Source organism: Nocardioides seonyuensis, assembly GCF_004683965.1.
Classification (GTDB): domain Bacteria; phylum Actinomycetota; class Actinomycetes; order Propionibacteriales; family Nocardioidaceae; genus Nocardioides; species Nocardioides seonyuensis.
The window spans coordinates 3,787,663-3,806,779 of the sequence record NZ_CP038436.1 but is presented as its reverse complement, the minus strand read 5'-3'; the positions used below and the strand labels follow the sequence as shown (position 1 = coordinate 3,806,779).

The 19,117-nt window shown below is 69.9% G+C and carries 18 protein-coding genes; 17 read left to right on the top strand and 1 reads right to left on the bottom strand.

The features are described from left to right. The first annotated feature begins 62 nt into the window (after window positions 1-62). From EXE58_RS18480 to EXE58_RS18400, 17 genes are all read left to right on the top strand, one after another. Window positions 63-1,817, top strand: a complete 1,755-nt coding sequence (locus EXE58_RS18480; protein ID WP_135269200.1) for an ABC transporter substrate-binding protein — start codon at window positions 63-65, stop codon at window positions 1,815-1,817. Between the two features lie 160 nt (window positions 1,818-1,977). Beyond that, complete coding sequence (locus EXE58_RS18475; protein WP_135269199.1) at window positions 1,978-2,994, top strand: ABC transporter permease; 1,017 nt, start codon at window positions 1,978-1,980, stop codon at window positions 2,992-2,994. A gap of 15 nt (window positions 2,995-3,009) precedes the next feature. After that, a complete protein-coding gene (locus EXE58_RS18470) occupies window positions 3,010-4,029 on the top strand; it encodes an ABC transporter ATP-binding protein (RefSeq protein ID WP_135269198.1) in 1,020 nt (339 codons plus the stop codon). Further along, window positions 4,026-5,222, top strand: coding sequence for an ABC transporter ATP-binding protein (locus tag EXE58_RS18465; RefSeq protein WP_135269197.1), 1,197 nt, complete (start codon window positions 4,026-4,028; stop codon window positions 5,220-5,222). The genes EXE58_RS18470 and EXE58_RS18465 overlap by 4 nt, the downstream gene beginning before the upstream one ends. 8 nt (window positions 5,223-5,230) lie before the next feature. Further along, on the top strand, window positions 5,231-7,018 hold the full coding sequence (locus tag EXE58_RS18460) for an ABC transporter substrate-binding protein (RefSeq protein ID WP_135269196.1): 1,788 nt from the start codon (window positions 5,231-5,233) through the stop codon (window positions 7,016-7,018). 48 nt (window positions 7,019-7,066) lie between these two features. Continuing rightward, window positions 7,067-8,431, top strand: coding sequence for a replication-associated recombination protein A (locus EXE58_RS18455; RefSeq protein WP_167289000.1), 1,365 nt, complete (start codon window positions 7,067-7,069; stop codon window positions 8,429-8,431). 10 nt (window positions 8,432-8,441) lie between these two features. Then, window positions 8,442-8,954: a hypothetical protein gene (locus tag EXE58_RS18450; protein WP_135269195.1), complete on the top strand. Its 513-nt coding sequence runs from the start codon at window positions 8,442-8,444 to the stop codon at window positions 8,952-8,954. Continuing rightward, window positions 8,954-9,262 (top strand): DUF6167 family protein, encoded by a 309-nt coding sequence (locus tag EXE58_RS18445; protein WP_135269194.1) that lies wholly within the window; start codon window positions 8,954-8,956, stop codon window positions 9,260-9,262. Before EXE58_RS18450 ends, EXE58_RS18445 begins: the two co-directional genes overlap by 1 nt. After that, entirely contained in the window at window positions 9,249-11,933 is a 2,685-nt protein-coding gene (gene alaS, locus EXE58_RS18440) for an alanine--tRNA ligase (RefSeq protein WP_135269193.1), read from the top strand. Before EXE58_RS18445 ends, alaS begins: the two co-directional genes overlap by 14 nt. Window positions 11,934-11,935: 2 nt before the next feature. Continuing rightward, window positions 11,936-12,400 (top strand): Holliday junction resolvase RuvX, encoded by a 465-nt coding sequence (gene ruvX / locus EXE58_RS18435; RefSeq protein WP_135269192.1) that lies wholly within the window; start codon window positions 11,936-11,938, stop codon window positions 12,398-12,400. Further along, window positions 12,393-13,541 carry an endolytic transglycosylase MltG gene (gene mltG, locus EXE58_RS18430; RefSeq protein ID WP_135269191.1) on the top strand — a complete coding sequence of 383 codons (1,149 nt, stop codon included), beginning with the start codon at window positions 12,393-12,395 and terminating at the stop codon, window positions 13,539-13,541. Before ruvX ends, mltG begins: the two co-directional genes overlap by 8 nt. A 4-nt stretch (window positions 13,542-13,545) precedes the next feature. Further along, window positions 13,546-14,397, top strand: a complete 852-nt coding sequence (locus EXE58_RS18425) for a shikimate dehydrogenase (RefSeq protein WP_135269190.1) — start codon at window positions 13,546-13,548, stop codon at window positions 14,395-14,397. Beyond that, window positions 14,394-15,152, top strand: coding sequence for a prepilin peptidase (locus EXE58_RS18420; RefSeq protein ID WP_135269189.1), 759 nt, complete (start codon window positions 14,394-14,396; stop codon window positions 15,150-15,152). The genes EXE58_RS18425 and EXE58_RS18420 overlap by 4 nt, the downstream gene beginning before the upstream one ends. 12 nt (window positions 15,153-15,164) lie before the next feature. Further along, window positions 15,165-16,343 (top strand): chorismate synthase, encoded by a 1,179-nt coding sequence (aroC, locus tag EXE58_RS18415; RefSeq protein WP_135269188.1) that lies wholly within the window; start codon window positions 15,165-15,167, stop codon window positions 16,341-16,343. Continuing rightward, window positions 16,340-16,843, top strand: a complete 504-nt coding sequence (locus EXE58_RS18410) for a shikimate kinase (protein WP_244242315.1) — start codon at window positions 16,340-16,342, stop codon at window positions 16,841-16,843. The genes aroC and EXE58_RS18410 overlap by 4 nt, the downstream gene beginning before the upstream one ends. Continuing rightward, the gene (aroB, locus tag EXE58_RS18405) at window positions 16,840-17,937 is read left to right on the top strand and encodes a 3-dehydroquinate synthase (RefSeq protein WP_135269187.1); all 1,098 of its coding nucleotides are present in this window, start codon (window positions 16,840-16,842) and stop codon (window positions 17,935-17,937) included. Before EXE58_RS18410 ends, aroB begins: the two co-directional genes overlap by 4 nt. Further along, entirely contained in the window at window positions 17,934-18,368 is a 435-nt protein-coding gene (locus EXE58_RS18400; RefSeq protein WP_135269186.1) for a type II 3-dehydroquinate dehydratase, read from the top strand. Before aroB ends, EXE58_RS18400 begins: the two co-directional genes overlap by 4 nt. Here the strand turns inward: EXE58_RS18400 and EXE58_RS18395 are convergent. Then, window positions 18,332-19,114 (bottom strand): helix-turn-helix domain-containing protein, encoded by a 783-nt coding sequence (locus EXE58_RS18395; RefSeq protein WP_135269702.1) that lies wholly within the window; start codon window positions 19,112-19,114, stop codon window positions 18,332-18,334. The genes EXE58_RS18400 and EXE58_RS18395 overlap by 37 nt on opposite strands. Window positions 19,115-19,117 lie beyond the last annotated feature (3 nt).

Sequence of the window (19,117 nt, the reverse complement as noted above, 5' to 3'; positions counted from 1 at the left end):
ATCTCGTCGGCATCAGCGCCGACGAAGGTGCCGCCCCCGCGGCACATCCAAGGAGGAAACAAATGGGTATGAAACTGAGGAGGACTGTCGCCGCTGGTGCGGCCTCGGTCCTGGGGCTTGGCCTCCTGGCTGCCTGTGGCGGCGACGGCGGCGACGACGGCGGCAACGACTCGCCGGGCAGCTCCGCTGAGGCGACCGCGGGCGGCACCCTGAAGGTGCTGCAGCACTTCCCCTACGAGGCATCCGACCCACAGCGCATCTACTACGGTGTGCAGCTCGCGTGGTACCGCCGCCTGCTCTACCGCGGCCTCCTCGCGTTCCCGATGTCGGAGGACGCCACCGAGGCCACCACCCCGGTGCCTGACCTCGCGACCGACACCGGCACCTCCTCCGAGGGCGGCAAGGTCTGGGAGTTCACCCTCAAGGACGGCGTCAAGTGGGAGGACGGCAGCGACATCACGTGTGAGGACGTCCAGTACGGCACCTCGCGCGTGTTCGCCAACGACCTGATCACCGGTGGCCCCAACTACACGCTCAGCTACATCGACGTGAAGGACTACCCGGGTCCCTACAAGGCGACCCCCGAGCAGCAGTCGGCCTTCGAGGAGGCTGTGAGCTGTGACGGCAAGACCATCACGTTCCGCTTCAACAAGCCGTGGGCCGACTTCCCGCAGGCCGTGGCCGGCATGATGATGACCGACCCCTACAAGGAGTCCTTCGACGAGGGCGCCAAGAGCCAGTGGAAGGTCCTGTCCAACGGTCCTTACAAGGTCGAGGGCGGCAAGTGGGACAAGAACAAGGGCGCGACCCTGGTTCGCAACGAGAGCTACGACCCCGCGACGGACGACCCGGAGACCCTGCGTCTGGCCCTGCCTGACCAGATCGACTACCAGATCGACCCGTCCGAGACCGCTGGCGAGCTGTTCAACGACCGCCTGATCCAGGACGCTGGCGACGTGCAGAACGCGATCACCACTGCTCGCGTCGCGCCTGCCCAGTTCCCGAAGATCACCGGGCCGGTCGAGGAGCGCTACGTCAACGTCGAGTCGCCCTACACCCAGTACCTCTCGCCCAACTTCAACAGTGACGTCATGAAGGACGTCGCTGTGCGTCGGGCACTGGCCAAGGCGCTCAACCTCAACGGTTACGTCAAGGCGCTCGGCGGCGAGACCGCTGCTGCTCCGGCCGAGTCGATCGTCAACCCGGGTGTCTCGGGCTACACGCCCAACCCGGCGTTCGCCGACGACAACGACAACGACGGCGACCCCGCCGCCGCCAAGGCGATCCTCGACGAGGCCGGCGTCAAGCAGCCGGTCCCGATCAAGCTCGCCTACCCGTCCTCCCCGACCGCTGACAAGGCCATGGCCGTGATCCAGCAGGGCTGGGACGAGGCTGGCTTCAAGGTCTCGCTCGAGCCGCAGGGTGACACCTACTACGACGTCATCTCGCGTCCCGACGACGAGTTCGACATCACGTGGGGTGGCTGGGGTGCTGACTGGCCGTCGATGATGACGGTGATCCCGCCGCTCTACGACAGCCGCCCGAACTTCTCGCCCACCACGTGTGGCCAGAACTACGGCTGCTACCAGAGCGACGAGTTCGAGGCGCTGGTCGACGAGGCTGCCAATGCCTCCGACCTCGACGCCCAGGTCGACGCGCTGGTCGAGGCTGACGCCAAGCTGGGTGAGGACGTTGCCTACATCCCGCTCGACACCTCGAAGTTCAACTGGCTCTACGGCTCCAAGGTCACCGGGTTCACCACGACGGCTGCGTCGTCGTCCTACCCGGAGATCGGTCTCATCGGCGTCACCGAGTGACGTCAGCCTGATCCGGACCCGGATCCTCGGGTCTACGCAGTAAGCGTGCTGGGTGGGCACTTCGGTGCCCACCCAGCACCCTGCCGGGCATCCCTCCGGCACCAGCTCGTCGTGCCCTCACCGGGGTCACCAAGTTCTTCGAGGAAGTGAGACCGACCAAATGTGGGCCTACATCGTGCGCAGGGTGGCGGTGGGTCTGGCGCTGATGCTCGCGCTGACCCTCGTGACCTTCGCGCTCTTCTTCGCCTCACCTGTGGACCCCGCGCGCTTCGCCTGCGGCAAGAACTGCAGCGAGCAGCAGCGAGACCAGGCGCGCAAGGCGCTCGGCTACGACAAGCCCGTCTACGAGCAGTGGGCGAACTTCATGAAGGGCATCGCTGTCGGGCGCGACTTCCCGGCCGACCCTGAGCTGCGCGCGGCCGCCCCCGAGGTGGTGACCCACTGCGAGGCTCCTTGCCTGGGCTACTCCCACCTCAACTCCGCCACCGTCAACGACCTGGTCAAGGGTGCAGCGCCGGTGTCGATCTCGCTGGCGCTCGTGGCGCTGGTCATGTGGCTCACCGGCGGAGTGCTCTTCGGCATCCTCGCGGCCGTCTTCAAGGGGTCGTTCATCGACCGCGGCATCGTCGGCCTGACCCTCATCGCCTTCGCGTTCCCCACCTTCTTCATCGCGGTCTTCTTCCTGAAGTACCTCGCCGTGAAGTGGCAGCTGTTCGACTATCCGTCCTACGTCTCGATCGCCGACGGTGGAGTTGCCAGCTGGCTCGTCAACCTGATGATGCCCGGCTTCACGCTGGCGCTGGTGTTCATGGCCGGCTACGTCCGCATGACGCGCGCCTTCGTGCTGGAGTCGATGACCGAGGACTACATCCGCACCGCCAAGGCCAAGGGACTTCCCGGGCGCGTCGTGCTCTTCAAGCACGGGCTCCGGGCCGCACTCACGCCGCTGGTGACCATGACCGGTCTCGACTTCGCAACCCTTCTCGGTGGTGCGATCATCACCGAGTCAGTCTTCGCCTATCCCGGCCTGGGCCTCCTGACCGTCCAGGCGAGCAGCGCCTACGACCTGCCGACCATCATCGGCGTGGTCGTCCTGGCAGGCGCGTTCGTGATCGTCGCCAACATCCTCGTCGACATCTCGTACGCGTTCATCGATCCCCGAGTCCGGCTCGGTTAGAAAGTGGTAGCAGCGATGGAGAAGTTCCTCACTGTCGACGACCTCAAGGTGCACTTCCCGACCCAGGACGGCGTCGTCAAGGCCACCGACGGGCTGTCGTTCGGGCTCGAGCGTGGCCAGACCCTCGGAATCGTGGGTGAGTCGGGCTCAGGCAAGTCCGTGTCCAGCTCGGCGATCCTCGGGCTGCACCGGGGCACCAGCGCCCGGGTGACCGGCGAGATCCGGCTCGACGGCACCGACCTGCTCACCCTCACCGAGGACGAGATGCGGGCCATGCGCGGCAAGGACGTCGCGATGATCTTCCAGGACCCCCTCTCGGCGATGCACCCCTACTACTCCGTGGGCAACCAGATCGCCGAGGCCTACCGGGTCCATCACGACGCCGGCAAGAAGGAGACCCGCAAGCGGGTGATCGAGATGCTCGAGCTGGTGGGCATTCCCCAGCCCGATCGCCGCATCGACGACTATCCCCACCAGTTCTCCGGCGGAATGCGGCAGCGGGCCATGATCGCCATGGCGCTCATCAACGACCCGAAGCTCGTCATTGCCGACGAGCCGACGACGGCGCTCGACGTGACCGTGCAGGCGCAGATCCTCGACCTGCTCCAGAAGCTGCAGCGCGAGTTCAACACCGCGATCATCCTCATCACCCACGACCTCGGCGTGGTGGCCGAGATGGCCGACGACGTGCTCGTGATGTACGCCGGTCGCGCAGTGGAGTACGGCCCGACCAAGGACATCCTCACGCACCCGCAGATGCCCTACACCTGGGGCCTGCTCTCGAGCGTCCCCAGCCTGGTGGCCGACGTCGACCAGAAGCTGGTGCCGATCCCCGGTGCCCCGCCCAGCCTTCTCAACCCGCCTCCGGGGTGTCCCTTCCACCCGCGGTGCGCCCACAAGGACAAGGTCCCCGGTGACCTGTGCTTCACGGTGCTGCCCGAGCTCCTGCCGGGTGACCGTGGCGAGGGCCACCTCAAGCGGTGCCACCTGACCGAGCCCGAAGCGATCTACCAGGAGGAGGTGGTCAAGTCATGACCGCGACCGATGCCTTGCCCGCCGAGACCCCGGCCACGGGTGACTCCACGCCGCTGCTCGACGTCCGCGACCTGAAGATGTACTTCCCCGTGAAGTCCTCAGGGGTCATCCGCCGCACGGTCGGCCACGTCCAGGCCGTCGACGGCGTCAACTTCCAGGTCCGCGCCGGCGAGTCGCTCGGTCTGGTGGGGGAGTCGGGCTGTGGCAAGTCCACGACCGGACGCCTCGTCACCCGCCTGGAGAAGCCCACCGACGGATCGGTCATGTTCGAGGGGCGCGACATCTCGCAGATCGGAGCGCGGGAGCTCAAGCCCCTGCGCCGCGAGATCCAGATGATCTTCCAGGACCCCTACGGCTCGCTCAACCCGCGCCACACGGTCGGGACGATCATCGGCACGCCGCTGGCGATCCACGACATCCTCCCGAGGAAGCAGATCCTCCCTCGGGTCCAGGAGCTGCTGGAGATCGTCGGCCTGAACCCCGAGCACTACAACCGCTACCCGCACGAGTTCTCCGGCGGTCAGCGCCAGCGCATCGGCATCGCGCGTGCGCTGACGCTGCAGCCCAAGCTGCTCGTGGCCGACGAGCCGGTCTCGGCCCTCGACGTCTCGATCCAGGCCCAGGTCATCAACCTGCTCCAGGACATCCAGCGCGAGTTCAACATCGGGTTCCTCTTCATCGCCCACGACCTCGCGGTGGTGCGCCACTTCTGCCCCGAGATCGCGGTGATGTACCTCGGGAAGATCGTCGAGATCGGTGAGCGCGACCGGATCTACGAGCACGCCAACCACCCCTACACCCAGGCGCTGCTGTCGGCTGTGCCCGACGTCGGGCAGGCGGCGATCGGCGGACGCCGTGAGCGCATCCAGCTGACCGGGGACGTTCCGAGCCCCATCAACCCCCCGTCGGGGTGCCGGTTCCGCACCCGCTGCCAGTTCGCCCAGGAGATCTGCGCGAAGGTCGAGCCGCCGCTGCTGCAGATCGGCGCCCGCCACAAGGTCGCCTGCCACTTCGCAGGCGAGCTGGGCCACCACCCGGCCGAGCCCGTGACGGCGCCACTCCTCGGAGTCGACAGGCACGGCGACCCCGCGCCGGGCGCGACCCCTGAGGAGCTGCCGGGCACCGACTCCTCCTACTCCGACAGCTGGTACGACTTCCCGGGCCGGCGGATCGTCCGAGCGGACGAGGTGTAGCCGCGACCGTGCCCAGGCACCTCGTGAGGTCGCGGCGCGCCCTGCGTACCGCTTCCGCGGGAGTCGCATTCCTGGCGTTGGCGGTCGGCGGCTGCTCCACGACGGACGGTGGGCCTGGCCGCGCGCCGAGCCCGAAGCAGGAGCCCGTCACCGCGGTCACGAAGGCCCACGACCTCCGGGGCCCGGCCCCCGAGGTCGACGGCGCGGTCGAGGGTGGCACGATCACCGTGCACCTGCCAGGTGACTCGAGTCCCGAGACGATCGACCCGACCGCTGGCTGGGCTCGCGCCGGGAACTCCATACTCCAGGCCCTCACGAGCCGGTCGTTGACGCAGTACTCCCGTGACGAGGAGGGGCGACCGGTGCTGGTCCCGGACCTCGCCGTGGACCTCGGGCGACCCAACACGGACTTCACCGAGTGGACCTTCACCATCCGCGACGACGCGACGTGGGAGGACGGGCGGCCCGTCACCGCCGAGGAGGTCGCGTTCGGCATCTGCCGGTCCCTCGACAGCACAGCGTTCCCCTCCGGGCCGGGAGCCGTCTACTCCCGGCGGTTCTTCGCCGGCGCCGACGACTACGCAGGTCCTTACACCGGCAAGGACCCCAGGTGTGAGAGCTGGGACGGGATCTCCGTCGAGGGACAGGAGATCACCATCACGATGTCCACGCCGTTCCCCGACATGGACTACTTCGGTGCCTTCATGGCGATGGGTCCGGCACCGCTCGACCGCACGTCGAGACCCCCTCGCTACGGGCGGACGCCTCTCTCCACCGGTCCCTACAAGGTCGCGCGCTTCGAGGCAGGCGAGGAGCTCAGGCTGGTCCGCAACGACCAGTGGGATCCTGCCTCCGACCCGGCGCGCCACCAGCACGTCGACGAGTGGGTGTTCAAGTTCGACCAGGACGGCGCGCAGGTGGACGACCTGATGTTGTCGGACAGCCCTGAGAGCAGGGCGGCCATCGCGACAGGGCTGGGCGCCGAGAGGTTCGACGAGGCCACCGAGAAGCTGGGCGACCGGCTGGTGCAGCAGAGCACGCTGTGCGTCTCGACCCTGATGCCCGACTACGACAAGATCGACGACATCCGGGTCCGCAAGGCGTTGGCCTACGCCTACCCCTACGACGACGTGTGGTCCGCGGCCGGCGAGGTGCCCCAGGTGACGCGGCGCCTTGCGAGCTCCCTGCTGCCGCCGGGGATGCCGGGCAGGGAGGAGTTCTTCGTCGACGAGGCCCAGATCACCTTCGACCCGGAGAGGTCCAGGGAGCTCCTGGCCGAGGCTGGCCACGCCGACAAGCCCTATCCCATCACGATGATCTACTACGAGCTGGACCCCGACATGCGGGCGGCCCAGGAGAGGATCAAGCAGGGGTTCGAGGCTGGCGGCTTCTCGGTGAAGGACATACCCGTCCAGAGCTCGCCCTACAACGTGTGGCTCGACCCGGACAGCAAGGTCGACAGGCGGCTCAACCTCCGCGGCTTCAACTGGTGCGCCGACTGGCCCGCCGGATCCAGCATGCTGCCTCCGCTGCTCGAGTCGGGCGCCGAGTACAACCTGGCGGACTTCGAGGAGACATCGGTGGACGAGGAGATGCGCAAGATCTCCGTCCTGCCCCAGGCCGACCAGGCCGACGCGTGGGGCGCCCTGGACGAGAGGATCATGCGGGAGTACTTCCCGATCATCCCGACCGCCGTCAGGAACGAGCTGCTGGTCTTCGGCGAGGACATCGGCAACCCCTCCGGCGAGGTCGTCTGGGGTTCCCCCAACTACAAGGACCTCTACGTCGCGAAGTGAGCGAGCGCCGGCGGCATCAGCCGTCCCGGTGCCACGTATCCTGCGCATGTGACGGACGGGCTGTTCGACCTCGGGCACACCGGTGGCGCCTCTCGAGGCGCGGGTCCGGGCGCGGGTTCGCTGGCTTCCAACACCCATGCCTCGGCCCCGCTCGCCGTGCGGATGCGGCCCCGCACCCTCGACGAGCTCGTCGGCCAGGCTCAGCTGCGGGCGCCCGGCTCGCCGTTGCGCCAGCTGATCGAGGGTGACCAGTCGATGTCGCTGCTGCTGTGGGGACCGCCCGGCACGGGAAAGACCACGATCGCCTCGATCGTCAGCCAGCAGACCGAGCGTCGCTTCGTGGAGGTCTCGGCCGTGGCAGCGGGGGTCAAGGAAGTTCGCGCAGCCATCGACGGCGCGCGCGCCGAGCTGGCGCGAGGTGGCAGCGAGACGGTGCTCTTCGTCGACGAGGTGCACCGGTTCACCAAGGCCCAGCAGGACGCGCTGCTGCCGGGAGTGGAGAACCGTTGGGTCACCCTCGTCGCGGCCACCACCGAGAACCCGTTCTTCTCGGTGATCTCGCCGTTGCTGTCGCGCAGCCTCCTGCTGCGGCTCGAGTCCCTCACCGACGACGACGTCGGGGCTGTCCTCGACCAGGCCATGGTGGACGAGCGAGGTCTGGCCGGCAGGCTCACGATCGACGCTGATGCGAGGTCCCACCTCGTGCGGCTGGCGGGCGGCGACGCGCGGCGGGTGCTGACCTACCTCGAGGCTGCGTCCCGGGCCGCCGAGGACACCGTGATCGACCTGGCCACCGCCGAGACCGCCGTCGACCAGGCTGCCGTGCGCTACGACCGGCAGGGTGACCAGCACTACGACGTCATCAGCGCGTTCATCAAGTCGATCCGTGGCTCCGATGCCGACGCTGCCCTTCACTACCTCGCCAGGATGATCGAGGCCGGGGAGGACCCGCGGTTCATCGCCCGCCGACTGGTCATCCTGGCCAGTGAGGACGTCGGCCTGGCGGATCCGACCGCTCTCACGACGGCGGTCGCCGCGGCGCAGGCGGTGCAGCTCATCGGCATGCCCGAGGCCCGCCTCAACCTCGCCCAGGCCGTGATCGCGCTCGCCGTCGCTCCCAAGTCCAACGCCGTGATCAAGGCGATCGACGCAGCGAGCGCCGATGTGCGCGCCGGCAAGATCGGTCATGTCCCCCCTCACCTGCGAGACGCGCACTACTCCGGCGCCAAGAAGATCGGCCACGGCAAGCAGTACAAGTACAGCCACGACGAGCCCTTCGGCGTCGCCGAGCAGCAGTACGCCCCGGACGTCGTCGCCGACGCCCGCTACTACGAGCCGACGGCCCTGGGAGCCGAGGCCGCGCTCAAGGAGCGGTGGGAACGGATCCGCAGGATCATCAGGGGTGAACGGTAGGGTTTCGCGGGTGAGTCGCGAAGAGATCCTGATCGCCACGGGCGGCGCAGTCGCGCTGGCCCTGGTTGCGCTGGTGGTCCTCGCGCTCCTGCGGACGGCGAGGCTCCGCCGCGAGCTGGACGCCCTGCGTTCCGAGCTGGATCGTCGTACGACGACCACGGCTGCCGAGCAGCCTGCGCCCGCTGAGGCCACCTACGTCATCACCGGCTTCTCCGAGGACGGACTTCCTCACGGGGCCACCCCTCAGCACGAGGTCGCCTCCGGCCGCGTCGCCGAGCCCATCGACGGTCGCCTGTTCGCAGACATCGTCGCCCGCGAGACGGTTGTCAGGGCCGGCGGGCTGGTCCACGGGCTACGACGTGCTCTCGACCCCGAGACGCGCAACCGGATCCGGTTCGAGATGCGGCGCGAGCTCAGGCGCTCGCGCAAGCAGCGCCGCGCCGACCTCAAGGCGGCGATGCGGGACTTCCGCGATCGGGAGCGCGCCGCCCAGCCGGCGGGCGACGAGGAGGACGCTGCCTGATGGCGAGGTCGTTCTGGTTCGTGGCCGGAGCGGGTGCGGGCGTCTACGCGATGTCCCGTGCCCGGCGGCTCGCCGAGGTGGCGACGGTCGAGGGCGTCCGTGACCGCCTGGAGGCAATGCGTGTGGGTGCGCGGATCTTCCGCGACGAGGTCGCGGCCGGGCAGGCCGAGAAGGAAACCGAATTGCGCCAGCGGCTCGGGCTGGTGCCTCATGGAGTGCCCGAGCTGACGAGCAGTGGTCCGAGACGGTCGCAGGACGACCTCCTCGACCAGCGAACGAAGAGAGAGACACCTGATGGACACCAGTGAGATCCGGAACCGCTTCCTCGCGCACTTCGAGGCGGCCGGCCACACCGTGGTGCCCTCGGCATCCCTGCTCGTCGACGACCCGAACCTGTTGTTCGTCAACGCTGGCATGGTGCCTTTCAAGCCGTTCTTCCTGGGGCAGGAGACGCCGCCCTACGACCGGGCCACGAGCGTGCAGAAGTGCGTGCGCACTCCTGACATCGAGGACGTCGGCAAGACCACCCGCCACGGCACGTTCTTCGAGATGTGCGGCAACTTCTCCTTCGGCGACTACTTCAAGGAGCGCGCCATCGAGCTGGCGTGGGAGCTGGTGACCAAGCCGGTGGCCGACGGTGGCTGGGGCTTCCCCGAGGACAAGCTCTACCCGAGCGTCTACGTCGACGATGCCGAGGCCGTGGCGTTGTGGAAGAAGGTCACGGGTCTTCCCGACGACCGGATCGCGCGACTGGGGAAGTCCGAGAACTACTGGTCCATGGGTGTGCCGGGGCCTGGCGGACCGTGCTCGGAGATCCTCATCGACAGGGGGCCGGCCTACGGCGCCGACGGAGACTTCTCCGCCGAGGACCGCTACCTCGAGTTCTGGAACCTCGTCTTCATGCAGGACGAGCTCAGCGCAGTCCGCAGCAAGGAGGACTTCGACGTCGCCGGCTCCTTGCCCAAGAAGAACATCGACACCGGGATGGGTCTCGAGCGCGTCGCGTTCATGACCCAGGGCGTCGAGAACATGTACGAGATCGACGTGATGTACCCCGTCATCGCGCGCGCCGAGGAGCTCACCGGCCGACGCTACGGCGTGAGCCACGAGGACGACGTCAGGTTCCGCGTGGTCGCCGACCACGTCCGCTCGTCGATGATGCTGATCGGTGACGGCGTCACCCCGGGCAACGAGGGCCGCGGCTACGTCCTGCGACGTCTGCTGCGCCGCGCCGTACGCTCCGTCCGCCTGCTGGGCTACGAGGACCCCGCACTGCCTGAGCTGATGCCGATCAGCCGGGACAAGATGGGGGAGACCTACACCGACCTCATCACCGACTGGGACCGCATCGCGCGGGTCGCGTTCGCCGAGGAGGACGCGTTCCGCAAGACCCTCCAGGCAGGCACCCAGATCTTCGACCTGGCAGCCCGGGAGGTGAAGTCCAGCGGCGCGACCACGCTCGGCGGCGACCAGGCCTTCGCGCTGCACGACACCTACGGCTTCCCCATCGACCTGACCCTGGAGATGGCTGCGGAGCAGGGCCTCTCCGTCGACGAGCAGGGCTTCCGCGGGTTGATGGCCGAGCAGCGCGAGCGTGCGAAGGCCGATGCGCGGGCCAAGAAGGGCCAGCACGCCGACACGGGCGTCTACCGCGGAATCCTCGACGAGCACGGTCCCACCGACTGGCAGGCCTACGACACGCTCGAGACCGAGTCCCGGGTCCTCGCCGTGCTCCGCGGCGGGGCGCCCGTGCCGGTCCTCGCCCCGGGTGAGGTGGGCGAGATCGTGCTGGACCGGACGCCCTTCTACGCCGAGTCCGGCGGGCAGGCGGCCGACGCCGGCGTCATCGACTGGGACGGCGGCAGCCTCGAGGTGCTCGACGTCCAGCGTCCCGTGCGTGGCCTGGTCGTCCACCAGGTCCGCGTCGTCGACGGCGAGCTCACCGCCGCGGCCGCTCGCCATCTCCTCCACGCGCGCGTCGACCCCGAGTGGCGGACCGGCGCCCGGCAGGCCCACTCGGGCACCCACGTGGTGCACGCGGCGTTGCGCGAGGTCCTCGGGCCCACCGCGCTTCAGTCGGGGTCCTTCAACCGTCCCGGCTACCTGCGCCTCGACTTCGGCTGGACCCAGGCGCTGACCCCCGACCAGGTCCGCGACATCGAGCAGGTCTCCCAGCAGGCGCTGCGCGCCGATCTTCCGGTCGGCTGGCAGTACATGACGCTGGAGGAGGCCAAGGAGTGGGGCGCGATCGCGCTCTTCGGCGAGACCTACGACAACACCAAGGTCCGCGTCGTCGAGATCGGTGGCCCCTGGTCGCGTGAGCTGTGCGGCGGCACCCACGTGGACCACTCGTCCCAGATCGGGACGATCGTGGTCACCGGCGAGGCGTCGGTCGGCTCAGGGAGCCGGCGCATCGAGGCCCTCACGGGCGTGGAGGGCTTCGGCTACCTCGCGCGGGAGCGCGACGTGGTCGCGCAGCTCTCCACCATGCTCAAGGCCCAGCCCGACGACCTGGTCGCCCGGGTCCAGGACATGGCCGAGCGGCTCAAGGCGACCGAGAAGGAGATGGAGCGCATCCGGCTGGCCCAGCTGCTCGGAGCCGGTGCCGCGCTGGCTGCGAGTGCCACCCAGGTGGGTCCGGTGAAGGTCGTCGCCCACCGGGCCGACGGTGCCTCGGGAGGCGATGCGCGGCAGCTCGCGGTCGACGTGCGCGGCCGCCTGCCCCAGGGCGAGGCCGGCGTGGTCGTCGTGATCGGCGTGGCTGACGGCAAGGTCAGCGTCGTCGCAGCCGTCAACGACGAGGCCCGCAGCCGCGGCATCTCCGCCAACGAGCTCGTGCGGGCCGTCGGACCACTCGTAGGCGGCAAGGGCGGTGGCAAGGACGACCTCGCCCAGGGCGGCGGGACCGACGCGGGCGGGGTCGACGAAGCACTGCGCCTGGTGACCCACGAGGTCGGCAAGCGCGCGGTCCAGGGTTGATCTTGCGCGCTGGAGTGAGGGTCGGCATCGATCCGGGCGACGCCCGGATCGGGGTCGCCCGCAGCGACCCGTCCGGGTTCCTGGCCACCCCGGTCGAGACGGTGCGGCGCGGCAGGGGTGACGTGCGCCGGATCGGTCAGATCGTGGCCGAGTGCGAGGCGCTCGAGGTCGTCGTCGGGCTGCCCCGCTCCCTGAAGGGCGGTGAAGGGCCGGCCGCCGCCAAGGTGCGTGAGTTCGCCGGCTCGCTGGCGCGCCGGATTGCGCCGGTGCCCGTGAGGCTGTGTGATGAACGCCTGACCACGGTCTCGGCCGAGTCGATCCTGCGCGACAGCGGGCGCCACGGCGCCAAGCGTCGAGCGGTGGTCGACCAGGCGGCCGCGGTCCTGATCCTGCAGACTGCGCTGGACACGGAGCGGGCGAGCGGTCGCGCGCCCGGAGAGATCGTCGAGGTGGACCCCCATGAGTGAGCAGCAGGATGAGCGCGACTACGAGTACATCCCCGGGGGCGCTCGTCGCAAGAGCCGGGGCTACAAGGGCTGTCTTGCCGTGCTGGTCGCCCTGGCCGTGCTCGCGGGCGGGTTCTGGCTTGCCCTCGACCGGGGCAAGGCGTGGGTCGAGGACCGGTTCTCCGGGGCCGAGGACTTCCCCGGCCCGGGCTCGGGCCAGGTGGCCTTCGAGGTGGAGCAGGGTGACACGACCGCGCAGATCGGCCGCAACCTGAAGGCCGAGGGCGTGACGGCATCTGTCGAGGCCTTTACCGAGGCGGCGGCCTCCGAACCCAAGATCAGCGGCGTGCAGGTCGGCGTCTACCCGCTCCGCAAGGAGATGAAGGCCTCCGACGTGGTCGAGGTCCTCATCGACCCCGCCAACCTCCAGCGCTACCCCACCGTGACCATTCCCGAGGGTCTGCGGGTCACTGACATCGTCGCCCGCCTGGCCGAGGAGACCGAGTTCTCGGAGGACCAGTGGAACAAGGCGCTGGACAGTCCCAAGATCGGTCTGCCCGACTACGCCCAGGGCAACCCCGAGGGCTACCTCTTCCCCGCGACCTACGAGATCAAGCCGGGGATGAAGCCCGTCGACGTCCTCAAGGCGATGGTCGACAGGTGGCGGCAGGCCGCCGAGGACGCCGGGCTCGAGGAGCGTGCCGCCGAGCTGGGCAGGACGCCGGCCGAGGTGATGATCATCGCCTCGCTCGTGGAGGCCGAGGGGCGCGGGGACGACATGCCCAAGATCGCACGGGTCATCTACAACCGGCTAGACGGTCCCGGTGACAAGGGCGGCACGAACGGCCTGCTCCAGATCGATGCCACGGTCAACTACGCACTCGACCGGCAGGGAATCATCGCGGTCACCACCGACGAGATCGAGTCGGTCGCGGACTCTCCCTACAACACCTACAAGAACGTCGGGCTGCCCCCGACGCCGATCGAGGCGCCCGGTGAGGACGCGATCGAGGCTGCCGCCAACCCGGCCGAGGGACCTTGGTACTACTACGTCACCGTCGACCTGAAGACCGGCGAGACCAAGTTCGCCGAGACCTACGACGAGTTCCTGCAGTACAAGGCCGAGTACCAGGCCTACTGCGAGACCTCCGACGCCTGCTGACCACGTGGGCACCCGTTGCGGCGTGCTGGGCGACCCCGTTGCGCACTCGCTGTCCCCGACGCTGCACCGAGCCGGCTATGCCGCGCTCGGGCTCGACGACTGGGAGTACGACGCCGCGCAGGTGCCGAGCGGCAGGCTGGCGCCGTACCTTGCCGGGCTCGGCCCCGAGTGGCGCGGACTGTCCCTGACGATGCCGCTCAAGCGTGAGGCGGTCGCGCTGCTCGACGTCGCGAGTGACGACGTGCGCCGCTCGGGTGCGGCCAACACGCTCGTGCTCCAGGACGCCCGGGTCCACGGTCACAACACCGACGTCCCGGGAGCGGCGGCTGCGATCCGGGAGCGGTACGACGCCCCGCTGCGGTCGGCGCTGATCCTCGGCGGGGGAGCCACCGCGACCTCCACCGGACTGGCACTGCTCGACCTCGGCGTGAGGACGGTCCACGTGGCCGTCCGAGACGCGGCAAGGGCAGCCGAGACCGCGGCGGCGTTGCGGAGTCACCCGGCAGGGCCCGAGGTGCTGATCGAGTCGCTGACCGGCGGACAGTGGAGCGAAGGGCCGGACCTACCGGCCCCGGACTCCACCGTCGACATCGTCGTCTCCACCATCCCGGCCGGTGCACAGACGGCCGAGCTGGTCGCCAGGTGCGCCCACGTGCCGGTGGTGTTCGAGGTGCTCTACGACCCCTGGCCGACCCCGTTGGCGGCCTCGGCGGCCGACCGCGTGCTCGTCTCGGGTCTCGACCTGCTCGTCCACCAGGCCGCGCTCCAGTTCGGGCTCTTCACCGGCCGTCCCGCGCCTCTCGAGGCGATGCGGGAGGCGGGGGAGAAGGCCCTGGCGGAGAGGTCGGGCCCATGAACGACCAGGTCGTCGCCACGCTGCTCGGTCTCATCCTGTGCGGGGCGCTCGGGCTCTTGGTGCCGAGGCTCATCAGCCGGGTGCCGGAGCCGGCTGAGAAGGAGCCTGCAGAGGCTGAGGACGAGCCGGAACAGCCGGAGGCTCCTGGGGAGCCAGAGCCCCCCAAGCGCGCCTACGCCGACATCGGCGCCGACTCCGGGCGGGCCCTGCGCAGCGCCGCGCTCTCGGCCCTGAGCGGGGCGCTTCTGGGGTGGGCGACCGGCCTGGAGTGGCCGCTGGTCTGGTTGCTGCCACTGGTCCCCGTCGCCGTGGCGTTGTCGGTGATCGACTGGCACACCCGATTGCTGCCGCGCGTGCTCGTCATACCGGCCACCCTCGCGGCGATCGTCGCGGTCGTGGTCGTGGGGCTCGCCACTGGAGAGCGCGACCTGCTGGTGCGCGCCCTGGTCGCCATGCTCGCCGTACGCTCCTTCTTCTGGCTGCTGTGGTTCGTCCGTTCCGCCGGCATGGGGTTCGGCGACGTCCGCCTCGCGGCGCCCGTCGGGCTGGTGCTCGGCTGGACCGGATGGGGCGCGCTGGCGGTCGGCGTGTGGCTCGGGTTCGTGATCTTCGCCCTGCCCGGCCTGGCGCTGGCCATCGCCAAGCGCGACCGGAGCCTGCTCAGGAAGCCCTACCCCTACGGCCCGTTCATGGTCATCGGTGCCCTCGTCGGTCTCGTCTGGGGGCCGACGATCGCCGCAGCGCTCTGGGGCTGAGAGACTTCTCCCATGCTCCGATGGCTCACTGCTGGCGAGTCCCACGGCCCTTCGCTGGTCGCGATCCTCGAGGGACTGCCGGCCCACGTCCGCGTCACCACCGACGACCTCGCCGACTCGCTGGCCAGGCGGCGCCTCGGCCACGGTCGCGGGGCGCGGATGAAGTTCGAGCAGGACCAGGTCCGCATCGTCGGAGGCGTGCGCCACGGGGAGACCCAAGGCGGCCCGGTGGCGGTCGAGGTCGGCAACACCGAGTGGCCCAAGTGGGAGCAGGTGATGTCGGCCGACCCCGTCGACCAGGAGGTCCTCGACGACCTTGCCCGCAACGCGCCCCTGACGCGCCCCCGTCCCGGGCACGCCGACCTCGCGGGGATGCAGAAGTACGACTTCGCCGAGGCGCGCCCCATCCTCGAGCGGGCGTCTGCGCGCGAGACCGCCGCCCGGGTGGCCCTGGGCCGGGTCGCGAGCAACTTCCTCGAGCAGGCCGTCGGTGCCCGCATCGTCTCCCACGTGGTGGCGCTGGGCGGGGTGCACGCTCCCGCCGGGCTGGTGCCCGAGGCCGACGACGTCTCCCGGCTCGACGCCGACGAGGTGCGCTGCCTCGACCCCGAGACCAGCGCCGCGATGGTGGCCCGCATCGACCAGGCCCACAAGGACGGTGACACGCTCGGAGGTGTCGTCGAGGTGGTCGTGCACGGCCTGCCGCCGGGCCTGGGCTCCCACGTCCACTGGGACCGTCGTCTCGACTCCCGCCTGGCCGGTGCGCTGATGGGCATCCAGGCGATCAAGGGCGTCGAGATCGGCGACGGGTTCGAGCTCGCCGACACCCCCGGGTCGCTGGCCCACGACGAGATCGTGCCGACCGAGGAGGGTCTGCGCCGCACCACCCACCGTGCCGGCGGCACCGAGGGCGGCATGACGACCGGCGAGGTCCTGCGGGTGCGCGCAGCCATGAAGCCGATCGCGACAGTCCCCAGGGCGCTACGCACCGTGGACGTGTCGACGGGCGAGGAGGCCGTGGCCCACCACCAGCGCTCCGACGTGTGTGCGGTCCCCGCGGCCGGGATCGTCGCGGAGGCGATGGTCGCCCTCGTCCTCGCCGACGCGGTGGTGGAGAAGTTCGGCGGCGACTCGGTGGGCGAGACGCGCCGCAACGCGGAGTCCTACCTCGCCAACCTGAGGTACTCGTGACCAAGCCGCGAGTCGTGCTGGTCGGGCCCATGGGAGCTGGCAAGACGACCGTCGCGAGCCTCCTCGGCGAGGCGTGGGGCGTGCCTGTCCGTGACACCGACCACGACATCGAGGCCACCGAGGGTCGCACGATCTCCGACATCTTCGTCGAGTCCGGCGAGGACCACTTCCGCGAGCTCGAGGTGACTGCTGTGGCCCGCGCCGTCACCGAGCACACCGGGGTGCTCGCCCTGGGTGGGGGAGCCGTGATGCGGGCAGAGACCCGAGAGCTGCTCGACGACGTGCCCGTCGTCTTCCTGCGGGTCGGGCTCTCCGACGCCGTCAAGCGCGTCGACCTCGGCATCGGCCGACCCCTCCTGCTCGGCAACGTGCGGGCCCGCATCAAGGCGCTGCTCGACGAGCGCACGCCGGTCTACGAGTCGGTCGCCACCCACGTGGTCGACACCGACGGCCGCAGCCCCGACGAGGTCGCCGCCGAGATCCAGGAGCTGTTGCGATGAGTGACACCACGCTGCACGTGCCGGGAGCCGCTCCCTACGACGTCATCGTGGGCCACGGGCTCGCGGGCCGGCTCCCGGGGATCCTCGGCGAGTCCGTCGAGCGCGTCGCCGTGCTCTTCGGCGGTGACCTCGGAGCGCTCGCCGACGGCGTCGTCGAGGTGCTCGTCGAGCACTACGACGTGCTGGCGCTCGGGCTGCCCATCGGTGAGCGAGCCAAGACTGCTGCGGTGGCTGCCGACTGCTGGGAGGCGTTGGGGGAGGCGGGGTTCACCCGCTCGGACGCCGTCGTCACGATCGGCGGGGGTGCGACCACCGACCTGGGCGGGTTCGTCGCCGCCACCTGGCTGCGCGGCGTGCGCGTCGTACACCTCCCCACGACCGTGCTCGGCATGGTCGACGCGGCGGTCGGTGGCAAGACGGGCATCAACACCGGCGCCGGCAAGAACCTCGTGGGCGCCTTCCACGAGCCGACCGGAGTGCTGTGCGACCTGTCGCTGCTGGAGTCGCTGCCCCGCGAAGAGCTCGTCTCCGGGCTCGGTGAGGTGGTCAAGTGCGGGTTCATCGCCGACCCCGCCATCCTCGACCTCGTCGAGACCCACGACCCCGCCTCCCTGACGCCGTCCTCCGCCGTCCTGCGCGAGCTCATCGAGCGTTCGATCCAGGTCAAGATCGACGTCGTGGTCGGTGACCTCAAGGAGAGGGGTGGAGCAGACGGGCACCCCGGCCGCGAGGTGCTCAACTACGGCCACACGCTGGCCCACGCCATCGAGCGCACGAGCGACTACTCCGTGCGCCACGGCGAGGCCGTGGCCATCGGGTGCGTCTACGTCGCCGAGGTCGCTGCGCGGGCCGGCCTGCTCGACCCCTCCGTCGTCGAGCGACACCGCTCCGCCTTCGCTCGCGTCGGGCTGCCGACCTCCTACTCCGCCGCCTCGTTCGACGACCTGCACGCGGCGATGAAGATGGACAAGAAGGCGCGCGGCTCCCAGATCCGCCTCCTCGTGCTCGAGGACGTCGGTCGACCGCGCGTCCTCGCCGGGCCCGCCGAGGGCGACCTGCGAGCCGCCTACTCGGCCATCGGAGGTGCCGCGTGAAGGTCCTGGTGCTCAACGGCCCCAACCTCGGCCGCCTGGGGCGTCGTCAACCCGAGATCTACGGCACCACGACACACGCCGAGCTCGCCCACCTGTGTGTCTCGTGGGGAGCCGAGCTGGGCATGGACGTCGAGGTGCGCCAGACCAACCACGAGGGCGAGCTTCTCGACTGGCTCAACGTCGCTGCCGACGACGGCACCGCGGTGGTGCTCAACGCGGGAGCCTGGACCCACTACTCGCTGGCGCTCCACGACGCCTGCGCCCAGCTCACGGCGCCGCTCGTGGAGGTGCACATCTCCGACCCCAAGCAACGGCCCGAGGAGTTCCGGCACACCTCGGTCGTCGAGCCCCACGCCGCGATGACGATCGCGGGCGAGGGCGTTGACGGCTACCGTCAGGCGTTGTCGTTCCTGGCGAGCTCTGCGAGCTGATCGCGGGTCGCGGCGTCTGCGGGGTAGAGCGCCTCGATCGCGAGCTCTGCCACGGTCACGTCGCCCGGTGTGCCGAAGACCGTGGTCGTGGTGAGGAACGACAGCACGCCGTCGCCCGCCCGCAGCTTCAGGGTCAGCACGATCTCAGGCTGTGCAGCCGATGCGGGAACGCCGTAGTCGTCGAGCAGCGCGCCCAGTCGCGGGTCGCCCGTGGTGTCGTGCTCGTGCCGGATCCGGGTCATGATCGCGGCCTGCCAGGCACCCGGGTCGACGATCCGCGAGGCGAGTCCGCGCGGGTCGAGGCTGAGGCGTACGACGTTCACCGGCGGCTCCAGCAGGTCGGCCGGCAGGTCCGCCAGGAGGCGGTAGGCCGCCTCGTTGGCCGCGACGAGGTCCCAGCCCCCGTCGATCACCAGCGCCGGGTAGGGCTCGTGCCCCGCGAGGATCAGCTCGAGCGCCTCGTTGACCTGCGCCAGGGCGGGGGAGTGGAGCGGTAGCTCGGTGGTCGTGGGCACGAACCCGGCCGCGGTGTAGAGCCGGCGCTGCTCCCGGAGCGGGACGTCCAGCGCGGCCGCGAGCTGCCCGATCATCGTGGGACTGGGCGATGCCTTGCCGGTCTCGATGAAGGACAGGTGGCGGGTGGAGACACCGCACCGGTCGGACAGGGCCTGCTGCGAGAGTCGGCGACGCTGGCGCCAGTGGCGGACCAGGTCGCCGACCTCCTCGCGGACGAGCTCGAGGGTCATGGC